Consider the following 21,517-nt stretch of genomic DNA (forward strand, 5'->3'; position numbering starts at 1 on the left):
CATCTCATCGGGAGTAAATATGATTACGCTGTGGGGCAGGAACAATTCGACTAACGTGAAGAAAGTGCTCTGGACGCTGGAGGAGCTGGATTTACCGTTCAACCAAATTATGGCTGGCATGGCGTTCGGGGTGAATAAAGACGCCGACTATCTGGCGATGAACCCAAACGGGCTGGTGCCGTTGCTGCGCGATGACGAGACAGACGCCACGCTGTGGGAGTCCAATACCATTGTGCGTTATCTCGCCGCGCAGTACGGCCAGGGTCGCCTGTGGGTTGAAAATCCGGCCCAGCGCGCGCAGGGCGAAAAATGGATGGACTGGGCAAACCAGACGCTTTCCCCCACGCACCGCGTGATCCTGATGGGGCTTATCCGTACGCCGGAAGCCGATCGTGATTATCCCGCCATTCATGCCGCCCAGGATGCGTGTGAGTCGCTGTTTGCGATGATGGACGACGAACTGGCGAAGCATACCTGGTTCTCCGGCGACACGTTCGGCGTGGGCGATATCGCCGTCGCCCCCTTCGTCTGGAACCTCACTAACATGGGTCTCAGCTGGACCCCGCGCCCTCACCTTGAGCGCTGGATCCAGCAGCTCAGCGAGCGCCCGGCGTATCGCAACGTGGTGATGATCCCGGTGACCTGATTACGACCCGGACGGGCTGACTTTCCAAAGCTGCCCGTCCGTCTCGTCGGTCAGCACGTACAGATAACCATCCGGCCCGACGCGCACATCGCGGATACGCTGATCTTTATCCCCAAGAATTCGCCCATCCTCCGTCACGCTATTGCCCTTCACGCTCAGCACGATGACGTCTTTCTCCTTCAGCGCGCCGATAAACAGCTTGTTTTTCCACTGCGGGAAGACGTCGCTGTTGTAGAACGCCATGCCGCTGACGGCGGGCGACACTTTCCAGACAAACAGCGGTTTTTCAGTGCCCTCAACGTGCTCGCCTTTCGCTTCCGGGATTTTCAGGCCGCTGTAATTGATCCCGTGCGTCGCCAGGGGCCAGCCGTAGTTTTTGCCCTTCTCAGGAATGTTAACCTCATCCCCACCGCGTGGTCCGTGTTCGTTGAGCCACAGCGTGTCACTCCACGGGTTCATCGCCATTCCCTGCGGGTTGCGAATGCCATAGGACCAGATTTCCGGGCGCGCACCGGCGGTGTTCACAAACGGATTATCCGGTGGCACTTTTCCGTCCTCCGTCAGGCGCACCACCTTGCCCTGAAGCTTGTCCAGATCCTGCGCCGTCGGGCGCTGGTTGTTTTCACCCAGGCCAATAAAAAGATGGCCTTTGCCGTCGAACACCAGCCGTCCGCCAAAGTGGTTGCCGGTAGAGAGCTTCGGCATCTGTCGGAACACCACCTGGAAGCCCTCAATGCGCGACAGGTCATCGCTCAACCGCCCATAGCCCACCGCGGTACCCGCTTTGCCATCATTACCTGCCTCGGCGAAGCTGAGCCAGACCCGCCGTGATTGTGCAAAATCCGGGGCCAGCGCGACGTCCAGCAGTCCGCCCTGGCCGCTCGCCCACACTTTCGGCACGCCGACAATCGGATCGGAGAGCCCTTTCCCTGCCTGCCAGTGCTTAAGCTGCCCGTCTTTGAGCGTGATGAGCAGCCCCTTGTTATCTGGCAGAAACGCCAGCGACCAGGGGTGATCCAGTTTTGTCTGTAGCACGTCGACCTTAACCGTCTCAGGCGCTGCAAGCAGTGAAAGCGGGAATAACAAGACTGGAAGGAAAATCAGCGAGGATCGAGGCATAACGCACTCCTTTATCGACATATGGCTTAAAGATTAGCCACTGTTCCCGGGTGCGTTACCACTTTTACAAAAGCTTAATCAGAAGGGGGAGTTGCCTCCCCCGGGTTCAGTGCCGGGCAAGCGTTTCCGGCTTGTTCAGACACATGATGCAAAGCGCGAGCGTGGTCAGGCAGTTTTCAAGCTTCTCCGCGTTAACGGCAATAAAATTCGGGCAGTCGTGACGTCCGTTCATCAAACAGACCCCGGCGATGGAGAGCACCTCGGCGGCGCTGCGCAGCGCCACTAATTCGCTTTCAGCGTAGTGCGCTTTCAGGATGGGTGCTTTTTCACGCATGAAATTGCAAAGTTCAAAGAAGTTATCACGCAGATTTTCGCTTTCGCTGACTGACATATACCCTTTCGCCTTGCGGAGTTGCAGATATGCAGCCAGGTCGATTCGGGCGTTGATCATCTTGTTAAGCAGATCGCGTTTCAGTCTGTCAACGGACATGCTATTCCTCCTCTGTCAGCCATGTTACCTCATTAAGAATAAGGTCATTTTTTGTACAATGTAATGCCTGGGATCAATAAACGATAACTGATTAACATTCTTTACAATGTTACAACGATTGCCGGCCTCAACTGCGCCATCAAGAGTGTATAAATCCCCTGCGATACGCTGTAAAATCCCGCCCTGATAACTCCATAATTGATGAATTTTTAACCTATGAGCAATGTTACGCACCCGCCGAAAATCGGCTTTGTCTCCCTGGGCTGCCCGAAGAACCTGGTGGACTCCGAACGCATCCTGACTGAACTTCGCACTGAAGGCTATGACGTGGTGCCAAGCTACGACAACGCCGACATGGTGATCGTCAACACCTGCGGCTTTATCGACAGCGCGGTTCAGGAATCCCTGGAAGCCATTGGTGAAGCCCTGACGGAAAACGGCAAAGTGATTGTGACCGGCTGCCTGGGCGCAAAAGAAGACCAGATCCGTGAAGTGCACCCGAAGGTGCTGGAGATCACCGGTCCACACAGCTACGAGCAGGTGCTGGAACATGTTCATCACTACGTCCCCAAACCAAAGCACAACCCGTTCCTGAGCCTGGTGCCGGAACAGGGCGTGAAGCTGACGCCGCGCCACTACGCCTACCTGAAAATTTCCGAAGGCTGCAACCATCGCTGCACCTTCTGCATCATCCCGTCGATGCGTGGCGATCTGGTGAGCCGTCCGATTGGCGAGGTGCTGGCAGAAGCCAAACGCCTGGCCGACGCGGGCGTGAAGGAGCTGCTGGTCATCTCCCAGGACACCTCCGCCTACGGCGTGGACGTTAAACACCGTTCCGGTTTCCACAACGGTGAGCCAGTGAAAACCAGCATGGTCGGCCTGTGCGAGCAGCTGGCTAAGCTCGGGATCTGGACGCGTCTGCACTACGTCTACCCGTACCCGCACGTTGACGATGTGATCCCGCTGATGGCGGAAGGCAAAATCCTGCCGTACCTGGATATCCCGCTACAGCATGCCAGCCCGCGCATTCTGAAGCTGATGAAACGCCCTGGCTCCGTTGACCGCCAGCTGGCGCGCATCAAGCAGTGGCGTGAAATCTGTCCGGATCTGACCCTGCGCTCCACCTTTATTGTCGGCTTCCCGGGTGAAACCGAAGAAGATTTCCAGATGCTGCTCGACTTCCTGAAAGAGGCGCGTCTGGATCGCGTCGGCTGCTTCAAGTACAGCCCGGTTGAAGGCGCAACGGCCAACGAGCTGGCGGACCAGGTACCGGAAGAGGTAAAAGAGGAGCGCTGGAACCGCTTTATGCAGCTGCAACAGCAGATCTCTGCTGAACGCTTGCAGGAGAAAGTGGGCCGCGAAATTCTGGTGATTATCGACGAAGTGGACGAAGAAGGCGCGATTGGCCGCAGCATGGCGGATGCGCCTGAAATCGACGGCGCGGTGTACCTGAACGGCGAAACCAACGTCAAGCCGGGCGATATTATTCGCGTGAAGGTCGAAAACGCCGACGAGTATGATTTGTGGGGCAGCCGGGTTTAATCTCCCCACGCCTCTGTTCCAGGCCGGGTAAGGCGTCGCCGCCACCCGGCACATTCCACAGCACTACCCTTTTATCCGCGGATCCAGCGCGTCGCGCAGCCCATCCCCCAGTAAATTAAACGCCAGCACGGTCAGGAAAATCGCCAGGCTCGGGAAGATCGCCACGTGTGGCGCAATCACCATATCCGCCCGCGCCTCGTTCAGCATCGCGCCCCACTCCGGCGTCGGCGGCTGTGCGCCTAACCCCAAAAACGACAGGCTGGCCGCCGAGATAATCGACACGCCTATGCGCATGGTGAAATAGACCACGATAGACGAGACCGTTCCCGGCAGAATATGGCTGAACAGGATGGTGGCATCGCTGGCTCCCATGCTGCGCGCCGACTCGATAAAGGTCTGCTGCTTCAGCACCAGCGTGTTGCCACGTACCAGACGCGCGAAAGCGGGAATCGAGAATACCGCCACGGCGATGATGACGTTCGCCATGCCGCTGCCCATCACCGCCACCACGGCAATCGCCAGCAGAATACCGGGAAAGGCAAACAGCACATCGCAGATACGCATGATGATGCGGTCCCACCAGCCTTCGTAGTACCCGGCCACCAGCCCCAACACGGTGCCAATTGCTGCGCCCATCAGCACCGCAAAGACCCCGGCCGCCAGCGAGATCTGCGCCCCTACCAGCACGCGGCTGAAAATATCGCGCCCGAGCGAGTCCACGCCAAACCAGTGCATCATCGACGGTCCATCGTTCAGCCGGTCGTAATCGAAGTAGTTTTCCGCATCAAACGGGGCTAACCAGGGGGCGATAATCGCCACCAGGATCAGCAGTAACACAAACAACCCGGCGACCATAGCGACGGGCTGACGACGGAATCGACGCCAGAACTCAATCCACGGGGTGCGAATATGGTCCGGCCTGATCCCCGGCATAGCGTTTAAAATGGCCTGGCGACGCCAGTTCAGTAATCGCATCTTACTTATACCTGATGGCCGGGTTAATGGCGGCGTACAGCACATCCACCACTAAGTTGATAAGAATAAACTCCAGCGAGAAAAGCAGGACTTCAGCCTGAATGACCGGATAGTCACGCATATCGACCGAGTCGACCAGCAGGCGCCCCAGCCCCGGCCAGTTAAAGACCTTCTCAACCACAATAGAGCCGCCCAGCAGGAAGCCGAACTGTAGCCCCATCATCGTGACCACCGGTATCATCGCATTACGAAAACCATGCTTCAGAATGACCCATTTCTCACTCACCCCTTTTGCCCGCGCGGTGCGAATGTAATCTTCGCTCAGCACGTCGACAAACGAGGCGCGGGTAAACCGGGCCATCACCGCCGCAACGGCCGCGCCAAGCGTCATAGAGGGAAGAATGTAGTGCTTCCAGGTGTCGGCCCCGACGGTCGGCAACCAGCCCAGCTCAACGGAGAAAATCTGCATCAGTAGCATGCCCAGCGCAAACGCCGGGAAAGAGATGCCGGTGACCGCCAGCGCCATACCGAGCTTATCCGGCCAGCGGTTGCGCCAGACGGCGGCGACAATCCCCGCGCCCAGGCCAAACACAACCGCCCAGCTCATACTGGCAATCGTTAACCAGAAGGTAGGCATAAAGCGGCTGGCAATCTCCTCCGACACCGGACGACGCGACACCATTGAGATGCCGAAATCGCCCTGAAGGACATTGCCAATGTAACGCAGAAATTGCCTGTACAGCGGCTGGTCAAGACCGAGCTGTTTACGCACCAGTTCAATAACCGTCGCATCCGCTTCCGGTCCGGCAATCAAACGCGCCGGATCGCCGGGCAGCATATGGACAAACAAAAACACCAGCACGGCCACAATCAGCAGCGTCGGGATAAGCCCCAGCAGGCGTTTACACACATAATTCAGCATGAGTTTTATTTTAAATCCGCGTCATCAAAGCTAAAGCCCGTATCCGGCATGATGTAAAAACCGGTCAGCGCTTTGTTGTGGGCTGAGACCAGTTTTTCCACCACCAGCGGCACCCACGGCGACTCTTTCCAGATAATGTCCTGCGCCTCTTTGTACAGGCGCGCTTTCTCTTCCGGTTTGGTGGTTTTCAGGGCATCGGCCAGATCTTTATCCACCTGCGGATTACTGTAGAACGCGGTATTGAACAGCGTTGGCGGCCAGTTCTGGGAAGCAAACAGCGGCGACAGGGACCAGTCCGCTTCACCGGTTGAAGCCGTCCAGCCGGTGTAGAACATCCGTACGCCGCTCTCTTTCTGTCCTTTGCCTTCCACTTCCGCCGCTCGCTGTCCGGCATCCATCGCCGTGACCCTGGCTTTAATGCCCACCTGCGCCAGCTGCTGCTGGGTAAATTGCAGCACCTTCTGCGCGGTACTGTGGTTATGCGACGACCACAGCGTGGTGTTAAAGCCGTTCGGATAGCCCGCCTCTTTCAGCAGTTCCCGCGCTTTCGCCGGATCGTACGGCCATGGCTGATAGCTTTGCGCGTACTCAATGGTTGGCGGCATCACGCCCGTCGCCGGGGTGGCGTAGCCGGCAAAGGCCACTTTCACCAGCGCCTGACGGTTAATGGCGTAGTTGATGGCTTCGCGCACCTTCGGGTTATCGAACGGTTTCTGCGTGACGTTCATGCTGATGTAGCGCTGCATTATCGACGGGCTGGCCACCAGCTCCAGCTTGCTGTTTTTCGCCAGCAGCGCCGCCTGTTCGTAAGGAATTGGGAAGGCAAACTGCGCTTCGCCGGTTTGTAGCATCGCGGCACGGGTATTGTTGTCCACGACCGGACGCCAGGTGATGGTATCCAGCTTCGGCAGCCCCTGCTGCCAGTATCCGGCGAATTTTTTCACCTTCACAAAATCGGTCTGGTTCCAGGTAAGCAGTTCGTACGGCCCGGTTCCCACCGGGTGGAAGCCAATCTCTTTGCCGTATTTTTTCAGGGCGGCGGGCGAAATCATCGCCGTCGCGGGATGCGCCAGAATATTGATAAACGCCGAGAACGGCTCTTTCAGGGTGATCTTCACCGTCGCCGGGTCAACCGCCTCGGTGCTGGCGATATTTTTATACAGGTTGTAGCGCTTAAGGCCGTTCTCCGGATTGCTGGCACGGTCCAGGTTGATCTTAACCGCCTCGGCGTTGAAGTCGGTGCCGTCCTGGAACTTCACGCCGGTACGGAGCTTAACGGTATAGACCAGCCCATCGTCCGACACGGTATAGCCTTCCGCCAGCACGTTTTTCAGCTTCATCTCGCGGTCCAGGCCGAACAGCCCCTGGTAGAAAGATTTTGCCACCGCCTGAGAAAGGGTGTCGTTAGCATCATACGGATCCAGCGTCGTGAAGTTAGACCCCACAGCCACCACCACATCTTTCGCCGCGAACGCGGGGGCGGCGGCCAGCGCAGCCGTCACGCTCGCGGCAAGCAGCCATTGACGAGCAACAAAAGGAACCATTGTGTTCTCCTGCCTGTTGTAAGTTATAACCGCGAGAATGCATTGCCCTGACGCGGTGGTGCGACAAAATGACCGGGACCCACCTCACGCAGCGCCACGCGCTCAAGGGTTTCGCCCCGTTTACGAATATTGCTCGGCATTTCGTCCTGCAACAGCACGCGCTGGGCGTGACGATGCTGAGGATCGGCAACCGGTACGGCGGCCATCAGCTTGCGGGTGTACGGGTGCTGCGGGTTTTCAAACACCGCCCGACGGGGGCCGATTTCAACTATTTGCCCCATGTACATCACCGCCACGCGATGGCTGATCCGCTCCACCACCGCCATATCGTGGGAGATAAACAGAAACGCAATGCCTAAATCCCGCTGTAAATCGAGCAGGAGATTGATGATTTGCGCGCGGATGGAGACATCCAGCGCTGACACGGACTCATCCGCAATCACCACCTTCGGATTCAGGGCTAATGCCCGGGCTATGCAGATACGCTGTCGCTGACCGCCAGAAAATTCGTGCGGATAACGCCAGGCATGCTCCGGCTTCAGGCCCACGCGCTCCAGCAGCCACGCGACGCGGCGCTGCGCGGCTTCACCGTCGAGCAGGTTATGCACCCGCAGCGGCTCCATAATCGAGTACCCCACCGTATGGCGCGGATCGAGCGACGCATAAGGATCCTGGAATATAAACTGAATATCCCGGCGTACCGCCTGCAATTTACTGTTAGGTAGCGTGTCGATGCGCTCACCGTTGAAGGTTATGCTCCCCTCCTGCGACGCCACCAGCCTGAGCAGCGCCCGTCCGGTGGTGGATTTACCGCAGCCGGACTCCCCCACCAGCGCCAGCGTTTCGCCCGGCCAGAGATCAAAACTGACGTTTTCAACCGCATGCACTTCGCGCTTCACGCGATTGAGGATCCCGCTACGCAGCGGGAAACGGGTCACCAGGTCACGCACTTCGAGGATTGGCCTGCCGGGAACCACCGTATCCTGCTCGGTTTCGTCTTCCTGCTTGCCCTGTTCGGTCTGTGAGATCAGCGGAAAACGGCGCGGAAAATCACTGCCATTCATGGCCCCCAGACGCGGGACCGCCGCCAGCAGCGCTTTGGTATAAGAATGCACCGGCGCATGAAAGACCTGCTCCACCGTGCCGGTTTCCACGGCATTGCCCTGATGCATAACCAGCACCCGATCGGCAATGTCCGCCACCACCCCCATATCGTGGGTGATGAAAATCACCCCCATCTCCATCTCCTGCTGCAGCACTTTGATGAGCTGCAGGATCTGCGCCTGAATCGTCACGTCCAGCGCCGTCGTCGGTTCATCGGCGATCAGCACCGCTGGACGGCAGGAGAGCGCCATCGCAATCATCACCCGCTGGCGCATGCCGCCGGAAAGCTGATGCGGGTAGCGGGACAAAATCGCGTGCGCCTCAGGGATACGCACCAGCTCCAGCATCCGTTTTGCTTCGTTGAGCGCCTCATCACCGCTCAGTCCCTGATGCAGGCGGATAGATTCGGCAATCTGCTCGCCCACCGGGAAAACCGGGTTCAGGGAGGTCATCGGCTCCTGAAAAATCATCGCAATATCTGCCCCGCGCACACCCTGCATCCGGGACGCGCTCAGCTCGTTGAGATCGATAACCTGACGGTTGCGACGGCGCAACAGCATCCGCTCGCTGGTGACCTGCCCGCCCGTCTGCTCAAGCAGACGCATCAGCGCCAGCGCGGTAACGGATTTACCGGAACCTGATTCGCCAACAATCGCCAGCGTCTCGCCGCGCCTGAGCGAAAACGATAAATTCTGTACTGCGGGGATGAACTGCCGCTCTTCCTGAAACGCAATATTCAGTTGGTGGACAGCCAGCACTTCGCAGTTGTCCAGCTCTTCACGGTGCGGCACGCAATGCCCCCTTATTCACGATAAATGCCTGTGCTGGGCGCATCGCCGGCATACCCCCACGCCCGGTACATCCCTTCACTGTTAAACGGCAGAGCCACGTTGCCCTCCCGATCCACCGCAATTAAGCCGCCAATCCCGCCCAGCGCCGGCAGTTTCTCCATCACTACCCGCTCGCAGGCTTCACTCAGGCTTAATCCGCCGTAATCCATTAGTGCGGTAATGTCGTAGGCCGCCAGCGCGCGGATAAACACTTCGCCGGTGCCGGTGCATGACACCGCCGCGGTGGCGTTATTGGCGTAACACCCGGCCCCCGGCAGCGGGCTGTCGCCGACGCGACCGGGAAGTTTGTTGGTCATGCCGCCTGTCGACGTCGCGGCGGCGAGGTTACCGGCTTTATCCAGCGCCACCGCGCCTACCGTGCCCATTTTGCTGCGTTCATCGAGCGGCGCGGCATGGTCCAGCTGCGTCATCCCCGCTGTACGGGCCTCCAGCAGTTGCCGGTAACGCTCCTCGGTGGAAAAAAGCTCGGGCGAGACCCTGTCCATACCGTGCTCGACGGCAAATTTTTCCGCCCCCGCCCCGGCCAGCAGCACATGCGGGCTTTGTTCCATCACCAGACGCGCGGCCAGCACCGGATTACGCAGACGGCTGACGCCCGCTACCGCGCCCGCTTTCAGGGTGACGCCGTCCATCACGCAGGCATCCAGCTCGTGCGTTTCATCGCGCGTAAAGACCGAGCCAATACCGGCATTAAACAGCGGACACTCCTCCAGCAGGCGCACCGCTTCGGTCACCACGTCCAGCGCGCTGTCGCCCGCTTCCAGCATCCGCTGGCCTGTTTCCACAATGGCGTTCAGCGCATCAATATAACGCTTCTCCTGCTCGGGACTGAGCTGTGCACGGGTGATTGCCCCGGCACCGCCATGAATTGCGATAACCGCTTTACTCATTTCGCATCACCCATCAGCCTGGCTGGCTGCTTTTTCTATAAATATCATTATCGTCGACGAATCTTCAGATGATTTTTGAATATAGAAAGACGCAACTGTGATGTAAAGCGTACACCCATCGGGTCATACAGTTAGCCGCACTTTTCTGCCATAATGAGCGCTTTCGTTGTTACTCCGCAGGAGCCCACCATGGATTTTACCGCCGGACTGATGCCGCTTGAGACGGCACTCTCGCAGATGCTTGATCGTATTACTCCCCTGCACGACGTTGAGACGCTGCCGCTTGTGCGCTGTTTTGGCCGTATTGCCGCGCGCGATATCGTCTCGCCGCTGAACGTGCCGGGGTTCGATAACGCGGCGATGGACGGCTATGCCGTACGTCTGGCGGATCTGCAAACGGGTCAGCCGCTGCCGGTGGCAGGGAAAGCGTTTGCCGGGCAGCCGTTCAACGGTGAGTGGCCAGCGGGCACCTGCGTGCGCATTATGACCGGCGCGCCGGTGCCAACGGGCTGTGAAGCCGTGGTGATGCAGGAAGAAACCGAACAAACGGACGACGGCGTGCGTTTTACCGCCAGCGTCAAAGCGGGACAGAATATCCGCCATATCGGGGAAGACATTACCCTGGGCGCAACGGTCTTTGCCGCCGGGCAAAAACTGACGGTCGCCGAACTGCCGGTGCTGGCATCGCTTGGCATCGCGGAGATTGACGTGGTCCGCAAAGTGCGCGTAGCGGTGTTCTCCACGGGAGACGAGCTACAGCTTCCGGGTCAGCCGCTGAACGAGGGGCAGATTTACGACACCAACCGTCTGGCGGTGCACCTGATGCTTGAGCAGCTGGGCTGCGAGGTGATTAACCTCGGTATCATTCCTGACGATCCGCAAAAACTGCGCGCGGCGTTTATCGACGCTGACGCCTCTGCCGACGTGGTGATCAGCTCCGGCGGCGTTTCGGTTGGCGAAGCGGATTACACCAAAACCTTGCTTGAAGAGCTGGGTGAAATCGCCTTCTGGAAGCTGGCGATTAAGCCGGGCAAACCGTTCGCGTTTGGTAAACTTCCGCACAGCTGGTTCTGTGGCCTGCCGGGTAACCCGGTCTCTGCCGCGCTGACCTTCTACCAGCTGGTGATCCCGCTGCTGGCGAAGCTTTCAGGCAACAATGCCAGCCCGCTGCCGGAACGTGTGCGCGTGCGGGCGGCAACGCGCCTCAAAAAATCACCGGGCCGTCTCGATTTCCAGCGCGGCATTCTGGCGCGCAACGCCGACGGCGAGCTGGAGGTGAGCACCACCGGGCATCAGGGTTCGCACATCTTTAGCTCCTTCAGTCAGGGTAACTGCTTTATCGTGCTGGAGCGCGATCGCGGCCACGTTGAGGCGGGCGAATGGGTTGAAGTGGAACGCTTTAACCACCTGTTCGGAGGCTGACATGACGGTGGAACTGAGCGACCCGGAGATGATGCGCTATAACCGCCAGATCGTGCTGCGCGGGTTTGATTTCGAGGGCCAGGAAGCGCTCAAGGCGGCCAGCGTGCTGGTTGTGGGTCTGGGCGGGCTGGGCTGCGCGGCGGCGCAATACCTGGCTGCGGCGGGCGTCGGCAGCATGACGCTGCTGGATTTCGACACCGTGTCGGTGTCCAACCTGCAACGCCAGACGCTGCACAGCGACGCGACGGTCGGTCAGCCTAAAGTGGAATCAGCACGCACGGCGCTGGCGCGCATTAACCCCAACGTTCAGTTCACCCTGATTGACGCGATGCTGGATGACGACGCGCTGTTTGCGCAGATTGCACGGCATGACCTGGTGCTGGACTGCACCGATAACGTCGCCATTCGCAACCAGCTCAATGCGGGCTGCTTTGCCCATAAAACGCCGCTGATTTCCGGCGCGGCCATCCGCATGGAGGGGCAAATCACCGTCTTCACCTACGCTGAAGGAGAGCCCTGCTACCGCTGCCTGAGCCGTCTGTTTGGCGAGAATGCCCTCACCTGCGTCGAGGCGGGCGTAATGGCGCCGCTGGTTGGCGTTATCGGTTCCTTGCAGGCCATGGAGGCGATCAAAGTGCTGGCGCACTATGGCACGCCCGCCGCGGGTAAAATCGTGATGTATGACGCGATGACCTGCCAGTTTCGCGAGATGAAGCTAATGCGTAATCCCGGGTGTGAGGTGTGCGAAGGTTAAAGCAAACGGCAACCTTCAGGTTGCCGTTTTAGTGTTTGCTCCCTCTCCCTGTGGGAGAGGGTTGGGGTGAGGGCATCAGGCCACACCCATCAAATAGACGTCCGCCCAAACGCCCCCTGCCAGTCCTGCTCAAACTTCACAATTGCCGCATCCACCGCCGGAGAGGTAATAAACTGCTGCGCCACGTCCAGCGGCAGCGTGATGGACTCGCACCCTGCCAGCAGGCAGTCCAGCGCCTGGCGCGGGGTTTTAAAGCTCGCGGCCAGCACCTTTGACTGCGGCGCGTGCAGGGTCAGCAACTGTTGCAGTTCGACCACCGTCTGGATCCCGTCCCCGCCCTGCGCGTCCACGCGGTTCACGTAAGGGGCCACATACTCAGCCCCCGCCAGCGCGGACAACATCCCCTGCGCGGCACCGTACACCGCCGTACCCAGCGTCGGGATCCCTTCCGCTTTCAGCATCTTGATCGCCGCCAGCCCTTCAGCGGTCACGGGCACTTTCACTACCAGGTCATTGATTATCGCGCGCAGCTTACGCGCGTCTTCCACCATCCCCTCGGCAGTCTTCGCCATCACCTGAGCGAACAGCCGGCCCTTGCCGCCCAGCGCGTCGTGCAGCGCGGGCAGCAGCTCTTCCAGGGGGGTTTTACCCGCCGCCACAATGCTTGGGTTAGTGGTCACGCCCGCCAGCGGGAAGATACGCGCCAGCTTTTTGACTGCCGCAACGTCAGATGTGTCGAGATAAAGTTCCATGATGTCGCCCTCAAATTTAGCCTGCACTTACCCTATCACAGCAAAACCTGCTCAGGAATTGACCCATATCAAGATAACTTTCATTCGAAAGTAATTTAATATTCATATGTAACCCGAGGGCAGAAAAATGATCTTCAATATACAGCGTTACTCCACCCACGACGGCCCAGGTATTCGAACCGTGGTATTCCTGAAAGGCTGCTCGCTGGGCTGTCGCTGGTGTCAGAACCCGGAAAGCCGCTCCCGCAGCCGGGACGTGCTATTTGATGCGCGTCTGTGCCTGGACGGCTGTGAACTGTGTCAGCAGGCCGCGCCGGGGTATGTTGAACGCGCGCTGAACGGGCTGGTCATTCATCGTGAGAAACTTAACGAAGAGACGCTCACTGCCCTCACCGACTGCTGTCCGACCCAGGCGCTTACCGTCTGCGGTGAAGAGAAGCAGGTGGAGGAGATTATGGCCACCGTGCTGCGAGATAAGCCCTTCTACGACCGCAGCGGCGGCGGGATCACCCTTTCCGGCGGCGAGCCGTTTATGAATTCTGAGCTGGCGCACGCGCTGTTTAAAGCCAGCCATGAACAAGGCATTCATACCGCCGTTGAAACCTGCCTTCACGTCCCCTGGCATTATATCGAGCCTTCACTGCCGTATGTCGATCTGTTCCTGGCGGACCTGAAGCATGTGGACAGTGACGTATTCAAACAGTGGACTGATGGCTCAGCCAGACGGATCCTGGACAACCTGAAGCGCCTGGCCGCCGCCGGGAAAACAATCACCATTCGCGTGCCGCTGATCCAGGGCTTTAACGCCGATGAAGCGTCCGTTACCGCCATTACCAACTTCGCTGCCGATGAACTCGGCGTCCACGATATTCATTTTCTGCCGTATCACACGCTGGGCATGAACAAATACACCCTGCTCGGCCAACCCTACTCTGCCCCTGACAAACCGCTGGATGACCCTGCCCTGCTGGACTTCGCGCAGCAGTACGCCTGCCAGAAAGGGTTAACCGCGACCTTACGAGGATAAACTTATGACCACCCTGAATCTCAACACCCTCAGCGAGCGCATTAAGGCGTACAAAACGGCCCTGGTGCATATCGTGAAGCCGCCGGTCTGTACCGAGCGCGCCCAGCATTACACCGAAATGTACCAGCAGCACATGGACAAGCCGATCCCGGTGCGCCGCGCCCTGGCGCTGGCGCATCACCTGGCCAAGCGTACCATCTGGATCAAGCACGACGAGCTGATCATCGGGAACCAGGCCAGCGAAGTGCGCGCCGCGCCGATCTTCCCGGAATATACCGTCTCCTGGATTGAGAAAGAGATTGACGACCTGGCGGACCGTCCGGGCGCGGGCTTTGCGGTGAGCGAAGAGAACAAGCGCGTGCTGCATGAGATCTGCCCATGGTGGCGCGGCCAGACGGTGCAGGACGCTGCTACGGCATGTTCACCGACGAGCAGAAAGGCCTGCTGGAAACCGGCATCATCAAAGCCGAAGGCAACATGACCTCCGGCGACGCGCACCTGGCGGTGAACTTCCCGCTGGTGCTGGAGAAAGGGCTGGACGGCCTGCGCGCCAAAGTGGCCGAGCGCCGCTCACGCATCAACCTGACGGTGCTGGAAGACCTGCACGGCGATCAGTTCCTGAAAGCCATTGATATCGTGCTGGAAGCCGTCAGCCTGCACATCAAACGCTTCGCCGATCTGGCGCGCGAGATGGCCTCCAGCGAAACCCGCGAAAGCCGCCGCGACGAGCTGCTGGCGATGGCAGAAAACTGCGACGTGATTGCTCACGAGCCGCCAAAAACCTTCTGGCAGGCGCTACAGCTGTGCTACTTCATTCAGCTAATCCTGCAAATTGAGTCCAACGGTCACTCCGTCTCCTTTGCCCGTATGGACCAGTACCTTTACCCGTACTATCGCCGCGACGTGGAGCTGGACCAGAGCCTGGACCGCGAGCACGCCATCGAGCTGCTGCACAGCTGCTGGTTGAAATTGCTGGAAGTGAACAAGATCCGCTCCGGCTCGCACTCGAAGGCTTCCGCCGGTAGCCCGCTGTACCAGAACGTCACCATCGGCGGCCAGAAGCTGGTTAACGGTGAGCCGATGGACGCGGTCAACCCGCTCTCCTACGCGATTCTGGAATCCTGCGGTCGCCTGCGCTCCACCCAGCCGAACCTGAGCGTGCGCTACCACGCGGGCATGAGCAACGACTTCCTCGACGCCTGCGTGCAGGTGATCCGCTGCGGCTTCGGGATGCCGGCGTTCAACAACGATGAAATCGTCATTCCGGAATTCATCAAGCTCGGCGTTGAACGCGACGACGCCTACGACTACGCGGCCATTGGCTGCATCGAAACCGCGGTGGGCGGCAAGTGGGGCTACCGCTGCACCGGCATGAGCTTCATCAACTTCGCCCGCGTGATGCTCGCCGCGCTGGAAGGCGGCCGCGACGCCACCAGCGGCAAGGTGTTCCTGCCGCAGGAAAAAGCCCTCTCCGCCGGTAACTTCGACAACTTCGACGAAGTGATGGCAGCCTGGGATAGCCAGATCCGCTACTACACCCGCAAATCCATCGAGATTGAGTACGTGGTAGACACCATGCTGGAGGAGAACGTCCACGACATTCTCTGCTCGGCGCTGGTTGACGACTGCATCGAGCGCGCGAAAAGCATCAAGCAGGGCGGCGCGAAGTATGACTGGGTGTCCGGCCTGCAGGTGGGCATCGCCAACCTCGGCAACAGCCTGGCGGCGGTGAAGAAGCTGGTGTTCGAACAGGGCGTCATCGGCCAGCAGCAGCTGGCGGCGGCGCTGGCCGATGATTTCGACGGGCTGACCCACGAGCAGCTGCGTCAGCGCCTGATCAACGGCGCGCCGAAGTACGGCAACGACGACGACAGCGTGGATATGCTGCTGACCCGCGCCTATCAGACCTACATTGAAGAGCTGAAGCAGTATCACAACCCACGCTACGGCCGCGGCCCGATTGGGGGTAACTACTACGCGGGCACGTCGTCTATCTCAGCAAACGTGCCGTTTGGCGCAGCGACCATGGCGACGCCGGACGGGCGTAAGGCGCATACCCCTCTGGCGGAAGGAGCCAGCCCGGCTTCCGGTACCGACCACCTCGGGCCGACGGCGGTGATTGGCTCCGTGGGTAAACTGCCGACGGAAGCGATTCTTGGCGGCGTGCTGCTTAACCAGAAGCTGAACCCGTCGACGCTGGAAAACGACAGCGATCGCCAGAAGCTGATGGTGCTGCTGCGCACCTTCTTCGAGGTGCATAAGGGCTGGCATATTCAGTACAACATCGTCTCGCGCGAAACGCTGCTGGAAGCGAAGAAACACCCGGACCAGTACCGCGACCTGGTAGTGCGCGTCGCGGGCTACTCGGCGTTCTTCACCGCCCTGTCACCGGATGCGCAGGACGATATTATCGCCCGTACTGAGCATACGCTGTAATAGTGTATCCCCTCTCCCTTGAGGGAGAGGGAGAAAACACTAAAAACGGCAACCTCGGTTGCCGTTTTGCTTTTACTTTCGAATGAAATTAAATTTGTGCTCCCCGTCACCTTGTTATTAGAATGTTTCAAAACGCAGTGACCCAGGAGCATAGTATGACCGTAAAAGTTATCGTCACCGATATGGACGGAACTTTCCTTGATGATGCCAAGCAGTACGATCGTGACCGCTTCCAGGCACAGTTTAAACAGCTTAAAGCCCGCAACATTGAATTTGTTGTCGCCAGCGGCAACCAGTATTACCAGCTCATCTCGTTTTTCCCGGAACTTAAGGATCAAATCTCCTTCGTGGCGGAAAACGGCGCGCTGGTCTTCGATCACGGCGAACAGATTTTCCACGGCGAACTGACCCGCCATGAGTCGCAGATCGTGATTGGCGAACTGCTGAAAGACAAAGGGCTGAACTTCGTGGCCTGCGGGCTGGAGAGCGCCTACGTCAGCGATAAAGCGCCGGACGCGTTCGTGGCGCTAATGTCAAAGCACTACCACCGCTTAAAGCGCATCAGCGATTACCGCGACATTGACGACGTGCTGTTTAAGTTCTCCCTGAACCTGCCGGACAGCGATATTCCTAATCTGGTGGATAAACTCCACGTCTCCCTGGACGGCATCATGAAGCCGGTCACCAGCGGCTTTGGCTTTGTCGATTTAATTATCCCCGGCCTGCACAAAGCCAACGGCATCAGCCGCCTGCTGAAGCGCTGGAAAATCTCTCCGCAAGAGTGCGTGGCCATTGGCGACAGCGGCAACGATGCCGAGATGCTGAAGCTGGTGAAATATTCCTTTGCGATGGGCAACGCGGCGGAAAGCATCAAAGAAATCAGCCGCTACAGCACTGACGACAACAACCATCAGGGCGCGCTGAACGTCATTCAGGCCGTGCTCGACAACCACGCTCCTTTCGACGTCTGATCCTTTCCTCGCCGGAGTCCTGCTCCGGCACCCTCACTCATTTTCCCGTCCTGTGGCGCAGGTCAAGTTTTTAAACTTGCATTAACTTATTTTTAACTTAAAGTATCGCTTGTAGACACTTTTACTTTCGAATGAAAGATGCGAGGCAGTTATGACCTTTACCAGTGAAACCTTGCCGGCGGATCACAAAGCGGCAATCCGTCAGTTGAAACGTGAGTTACGCGCGCAGATCGGCGACGTGCAGGCGGTGTTCGACAAGCTCAGCGACAGCATTGCCACCCGCGTGGCGGAAATTAACGCCCTCAAAAATAAAGGTGAATCCGTCTGGCCGGTAATTCCGTTTAACGATGTGAAAAACGGCACGATTACCGACGCGCAGCGCGAGGCCGTTAAGCGCCGCGGCTGCGCGGTGATTAAAGGTCACTTCCCGCGCGAGCAGGCGCTGGCGTGGGATCAGTCGATGCTCGACTACCTCGATCTGAACAAGTTTGACGAGGTGTACAAAGGGCCAGGCGATAACTTCTTCGGCACCCTGACCTCCTCCCGTCCGGAGATTTACCCGATCTACTGGTCGCAGGCGCAAATGCAGGCGCGCCAGAGCGAAGAAATGGCGCAGGTGCAGTCGTTCCTGAACCGCTTATGGACGTTCGAGAGCAACGGCAAGCAGTGGTTCGACCCGGACGTGAGCGTGATTTACCCGGATCGTATCCGCCGCCGTCCGCCGGGAACCACCTCGAAGGGACTCGGCGCGCATACCGACTCCGGCGCGCTGGAGCGCTGGCTGCTGCCTGCCTACCAGCAGGTCTTTGCCCGCGTGTTTGACGGCAACGTTGAGAAATACGATCCGTGGAACGCCGCGCATCGTACCGAAGTGGAAGAGTATACCGTCGATAACACCACCAAATGCTCGGTGTTCCGCACCTTCCAGGGCTGGACGGCGCTGTCGGACATGATCCCCGGTCAGGGGCTGCTGCACGTGGTGCCGATCCCGGAAGCAATGGCCTATATTCTGCTGCGTCCGCTGCTGGACGACGTGCCGGAGGACGAGCTGTGCGGCGTGGCGCCGGGGCGCGTGCTGCCGGTTTCCGAGAAGTGGCACCCGCTGCTTATCGAGGCGCTGACCAGCATTCCTGCGCTGGAGGCGGGTGATTCGGTGTGGTGGCACTGCGATGTGATCCACTCCGTCGCGCCGGTGGATAATCAGCAGGGCTGGGGCAACGTGATGTATATCCCCGCCGCACCGATGTGCGAGAAGAACCTCGCCTATGCGAAGAAGGTCAAGGAAGCGCTGGAGACCGGCGCGTCGCCGGGAGACTTCCCGCGCGAGGATTATGAAAAAACCTGGCAGGACCGCTTTACCGTGAACGATCTCAACATCCACGGCAAACGCGCGCTGGGGATGGTCTAGCTGTCGTACAGCCCTTCCCGCTCCACGGCGGTGCGTCGTTTCCCCTGACGTATCCGCCGTACCGATTCCCGCACGGCCAGCGTGCCGTTCAGCAGCAATGTGCCTACCGGCGCGTCCAGTCGCATGAGCCGCTGCTGGAGCATGTGTACCGCTTCCGTTCCCAGCTCATCGCGGGGAACATGCACGGCCGTTAATGGAACATCCTGAATCGCCGCCAGGTTAAAGCCGTCGATGCTCATCACCGAGACGTCCTGCGGCACGCGCAGGCCGTGGTTTTTTAAGGCGCTGATGGTGCCCGCCGCCATAAAGTCGCCGCCAACCAGGAATGCCGTCGGCAGGTCTTTTCCCTGCTGCTGATTTAGCCAATCACTCACCAGCTGCTCCGTCTCTCTGGCGCTGAAGCTTGGCACCATCAGCAGATCGCGCCGGTCGCTGAACCTGAGGTTATGGTCGTGCCACGCGTCGCGGATCCCCGACAGGCGCAGCTCCATCGTGTAGCGACGCAGGCACAGCACGTTCATCACCTCGCGGTGTCCCATCTCGAACAGGTACTCCGCCGCCCGCTCGCCGATGGCGCGGTGATCCGGCGCAACGGCAGGCAGACGCATGTGCCGGTCGCGGCAGTTAATCAGCATGCAGGGTTTGCCCACGTCCACCGCCAGATCGTGGATATGCGGATCGTCAATACCAAGAAGAATGGCCGCCTGCGTATCCGGCTCGTTCATCCGCGCCAGAAACAGCTGGGCGTCGCTGTCGTTCTCCTCCAGCGCGCAGTAGCGCAACCGGACCTCGTGGGAGGCAAGTGCTTTGCTCACGCTCTGGATCACGCGGTAGTAAAAGATGTCGGACCGCTCGTCGAAAGCGCGCTGCGGGGCAAAAACCACCAGGCTGTTAAGCAGCAGACGCCCTGCCGCCATGCCGTCCATTACCCCCAGCTCGCGCGCGCACGCCAGCACCTTTGCACGCGCTTTTTCGCTGGTATTCGCTTTCCCCGCCAGCACCCGCGAAACGGTGCTGATGGAGAGCTGCGTACGGGCCGCGATTTCGGTGATTTTTAGCCTTTTGTCCATTTTGTGATCTGGCTCCATTTGCGAAATGAAAAAATTTTCATAGCGTGTGTGTCAGGCAATAACTGACGTGAATGCCATCATGCCAGAGTGTTTTCGTCGGTTATGAGAAATTTTGCACAAAATCCACTTTTGCCCACTCATTTTCTTCCTTAAGGTGAACTTGTCACACAACTTCCATACTAGTTGTATAGCAACTTAAGCATTATAAGCGGATTGAAATCAAAGGCATAACAATCTGTGTGACACCTGAACCGCCGTCCCCTTACCGTCCGTCTTGTGGAGAGTAAAATGAGTCAGGACATCAATAACACCATTGCGACAGGCAAAACCCGTCGCGTCATCAAGAACCTGCGCTGGTACGTGCTGGTGCTGTTTTTGCTGGGCGTCACCGTTAACTACATCACCCGAAATTCCTTAGGTATTCTCGCTCCGGAGCTAAAAGAGAGCCTCGGGATCACCACAGAGCAGTACTCCTGGATCGTTGGCGCCTTCCAGATCGCCTATACCATTTTCCAGCCCCTGTGCGGCTGGCTGATTGACGTCATTGGCCTGAAGATTGGCTTTATGGTCTGCGCCGGGATCTGGGCGCTGATGTGTATTTTCCACGCGGGCGCCGGAAGCTGGCTGCACCTGGCCATACTGCGCTTCTTTATGGGGGCTTCAGAGGCCGCCGCCACCCCGGCGAACGCCAAAACCATCGGCGAATGGTTCCCGAAATCAGAGCGTCCCGTTGCTGCTGGCTGGGCAGGCGTGGGCTTCTCCATCGGCGCGATGCTGGCTCCGCCTATCATCTACTTTGCTCACGCCTCGTTCGGCTGGCAGGGCGCGTTTATGTTTACCGGCGTGCTGGCGCTGCTGTGGGTGATCCTCTGGTGGGCGTTCTACCACAACCCCGAGCAGCACCCGAACCTGAGCAAGGACGAGCTGGCGTTTATCAAGCAGGATAACGAACCAGCGCCGGTCAAATTGCCCTTCCTGACCGCGCTGAAAACCGTTTCAAAAAACAAACGTTTCTACGGTATCGCCATTCCGGCCTTTATGGCAGAACCCGCCTGGGCGGTGCTGAGCTTCTGGGTGCCGCTGTACCTCGCCAAAGAGCACGGCATGGACCTGAAGCAGATTGCGATGTTTGCCTGGCTGCCGTTCCTCGCCGCCGACCTCGGCAGCGTGGCGAGCGGCTACCTGACGCGTCTGTATACCCGCCTGTTCGGCTGCTCCCGCGTGAACTCGGTGGTGGCCAGCTCCGTCACAGGCGCGTTTCTGATGATTTCACTGGCGGTCGTCGCCGTAACCCGCGACCCGTATATCACCATCGTGCTGATCTCCATCGGCGGCTTCGGGCACCAGATTATCTCCTGCATGCTGAGCGCGCTGGTGGTGGAGTCCTTCGATAAGGGCCAAATGGCGACCGTCAACGGCATGCGCGGCTCGGCGGCGTGGATCGCCAGCTTCCTGTTCTCGCTGTTAATCGGGGTGACCGCCGACAAAATCGGCTTCAACCCGCTCTTTATCGCCATGGGGTTCTTTGACCTGATTGGCGCTTTCTTCCTGGTAGCATTTATTGCTGAACGTCGCGCCAAGCGCGCCTGATAGT

The 21,517-nt window shown here is 58.9% G+C and carries 17 protein-coding genes and 1 pseudogene; 9 read left to right on the forward strand and 9 right to left on the reverse strand.

From position 1 onward, the window contains the following. The first annotated feature begins 19 nt into the window (after positions 1–19). The gene (locus AM329_RS09820; RefSeq protein WP_003858411.1) at positions 20–646 is read left to right on the forward strand and encodes a glutathione S-transferase family protein; all 627 of its coding nucleotides are present in this window, start codon (positions 20–22) and stop codon (positions 644–646) included. Here the strand turns inward: AM329_RS09820 and AM329_RS09825 are convergent, their stop codons facing one another. Both AM329_RS09825 and bssR read right to left on the reverse strand, forming a co-directional pair. Next, complete coding sequence (locus tag AM329_RS09825) at positions 647–1,765, reverse strand: PQQ-dependent sugar dehydrogenase (protein WP_032608921.1); 1,119 nt, start codon at positions 1,763–1,765, stop codon at positions 647–649. A 106-nt stretch (positions 1,766–1,871) separates the two neighbouring features. Beyond that, the gene (gene bssR, locus AM329_RS09830; protein ID WP_032608920.1) at positions 1,872–2,255 is read right to left on the reverse strand and encodes a biofilm formation regulator BssR; all 384 of its coding nucleotides are present in this window, start codon (positions 2,253–2,255) and stop codon (positions 1,872–1,874) included. A 216-nt stretch (positions 2,256–2,471) separates the two neighbouring features. Between bssR and rimO the strand changes: the two genes are divergently transcribed. Then, on the forward strand, positions 2,472–3,797 hold the full coding sequence (rimO, locus tag AM329_RS09835) for a 30S ribosomal protein S12 methylthiotransferase RimO (protein ID WP_022650675.1): 1,326 nt from the start codon (positions 2,472–2,474) through the stop codon (positions 3,795–3,797). Between the two features lie 63 nt (positions 3,798–3,860). Here the strand turns inward: rimO and gsiD are convergent, their stop codons facing one another. From gsiD to iaaA, 5 genes are read right to left on the reverse strand one after another with little or no spacing between them, the layout of a single operon-like run. Continuing rightward, the gene (gsiD, locus tag AM329_RS09840) at positions 3,861–4,772 is read right to left on the reverse strand and encodes a glutathione ABC transporter permease GsiD (protein ID WP_003858425.1); all 912 of its coding nucleotides are present in this window, start codon (positions 4,770–4,772) and stop codon (positions 3,861–3,863) included. A gap of 1 nt (position 4,773) precedes the next feature. Further along, positions 4,774–5,694, reverse strand: a complete 921-nt coding sequence (gene gsiC / locus AM329_RS09845) for a glutathione ABC transporter permease GsiC (protein ID WP_006809475.1) — start codon at positions 5,692–5,694, stop codon at positions 4,774–4,776. Positions 5,695–5,699: 5 nt separating this feature from the next. Continuing rightward, positions 5,700–7,238 carry a glutathione ABC transporter substrate-binding protein GsiB gene (gene gsiB / locus AM329_RS09850; protein WP_032608919.1) on the reverse strand — a complete coding sequence of 513 codons (1,539 nt, stop codon included), beginning with the start codon at positions 7,236–7,238 and terminating at the stop codon, positions 5,700–5,702. A gap of 23 nt (positions 7,239–7,261) precedes the next feature. Beyond that, positions 7,262–9,133 (reverse strand): glutathione ABC transporter ATP-binding protein GsiA, encoded by a 1,872-nt coding sequence (gene gsiA / locus AM329_RS09855; protein WP_032608918.1) that lies wholly within the window; start codon positions 9,131–9,133, stop codon positions 7,262–7,264. Positions 9,134–9,144: 11 nt separating this feature from the next. Further along, positions 9,145–10,083, reverse strand: coding sequence for a beta-aspartyl-peptidase (gene iaaA / locus AM329_RS09860; RefSeq protein WP_032608917.1), 939 nt, complete (start codon positions 10,081–10,083; stop codon positions 9,145–9,147). Positions 10,084–10,272: 189 nt separating this feature from the next. Here iaaA and moeA point away from each other — a divergent pair, with 189 nt between their 5' ends. Together moeA and moeB are read left to right on the forward strand one after the other, a co-directional pair. Further along, a complete protein-coding gene (gene moeA, locus AM329_RS09865) occupies positions 10,273–11,505 on the forward strand; it encodes a molybdopterin molybdotransferase MoeA (protein WP_032608916.1) in 1,233 nt (410 codons plus the stop codon). 1 nt (position 11,506) lies between these two features. Beyond that, positions 11,507–12,259 carry a molybdopterin-synthase adenylyltransferase MoeB gene (gene moeB / locus AM329_RS09870; protein ID WP_032608915.1) on the forward strand — a complete coding sequence of 251 codons (753 nt, stop codon included), beginning with the start codon at positions 11,507–11,509 and terminating at the stop codon, positions 12,257–12,259. A gap of 89 nt (positions 12,260–12,348) precedes the next feature. Here moeB and fsa read toward each other — a convergent pair whose 3' ends face one another. Then, complete coding sequence (gene fsa, locus AM329_RS09875) at positions 12,349–13,011, reverse strand: fructose-6-phosphate aldolase (protein ID WP_017384896.1); 663 nt, start codon at positions 13,009–13,011, stop codon at positions 12,349–12,351. A gap of 127 nt (positions 13,012–13,138) precedes the next feature. On the opposite strand from fsa, the gene AM329_RS09880 reads away from it, so the two are divergent. From AM329_RS09880 to AM329_RS09895, 4 genes and pseudogenes are all read left to right on the forward strand, one after another. Then, positions 13,139–14,038, forward strand: coding sequence for a glycyl-radical enzyme activating protein (locus tag AM329_RS09880; protein WP_032608914.1), 900 nt, complete (start codon positions 13,139–13,141; stop codon positions 14,036–14,038). Between the two features lie 4 nt (positions 14,039–14,042). Further along, positions 14,043–16,474: pseudogene (locus tag AM329_RS09885) on the forward strand (formate C-acetyltransferase/glycerol dehydratase family glycyl radical enzyme). Positions 16,475–16,629: 155 nt separating this feature from the next. Further along, on the forward strand, positions 16,630–17,445 hold the full coding sequence (locus AM329_RS09890) for a Cof-type HAD-IIB family hydrolase (RefSeq protein WP_023324370.1): 816 nt from the start codon (positions 16,630–16,632) through the stop codon (positions 17,443–17,445). 151 nt (positions 17,446–17,596) lie between these two features. Then, positions 17,597–18,853, forward strand: coding sequence for a DUF1479 domain-containing protein (locus AM329_RS09895; RefSeq protein WP_032608913.1), 1,257 nt, complete (start codon positions 17,597–17,599; stop codon positions 18,851–18,853). Here AM329_RS09895 and AM329_RS09900 read toward each other — a convergent pair. After that, entirely contained in the window at positions 18,850–19,923 is a 1,074-nt protein-coding gene (locus tag AM329_RS09900; RefSeq protein WP_032608912.1) for a LacI family DNA-binding transcriptional regulator, read from the reverse strand. The two genes, AM329_RS09895 and AM329_RS09900, sit on opposite strands and share 4 nt — an antisense overlap. 288 nt (positions 19,924–20,211) lie before the next feature. Between AM329_RS09900 and AM329_RS09905 the strand changes: the two genes are divergently transcribed. Next, the gene (locus tag AM329_RS09905) at positions 20,212–21,513 is read left to right on the forward strand and encodes an MFS transporter (protein ID WP_032608911.1); all 1,302 of its coding nucleotides are present in this window, start codon (positions 20,212–20,214) and stop codon (positions 21,511–21,513) included. Positions 21,514–21,517 lie beyond the last annotated feature (4 nt).

This window comes from Enterobacter cloacae complex sp. AR_0002, from assembly GCF_001922365.1.
GTDB lineage: Bacteria > Pseudomonadota > Gammaproteobacteria > Enterobacterales > Enterobacteriaceae > Enterobacter > Enterobacter hormaechei_C.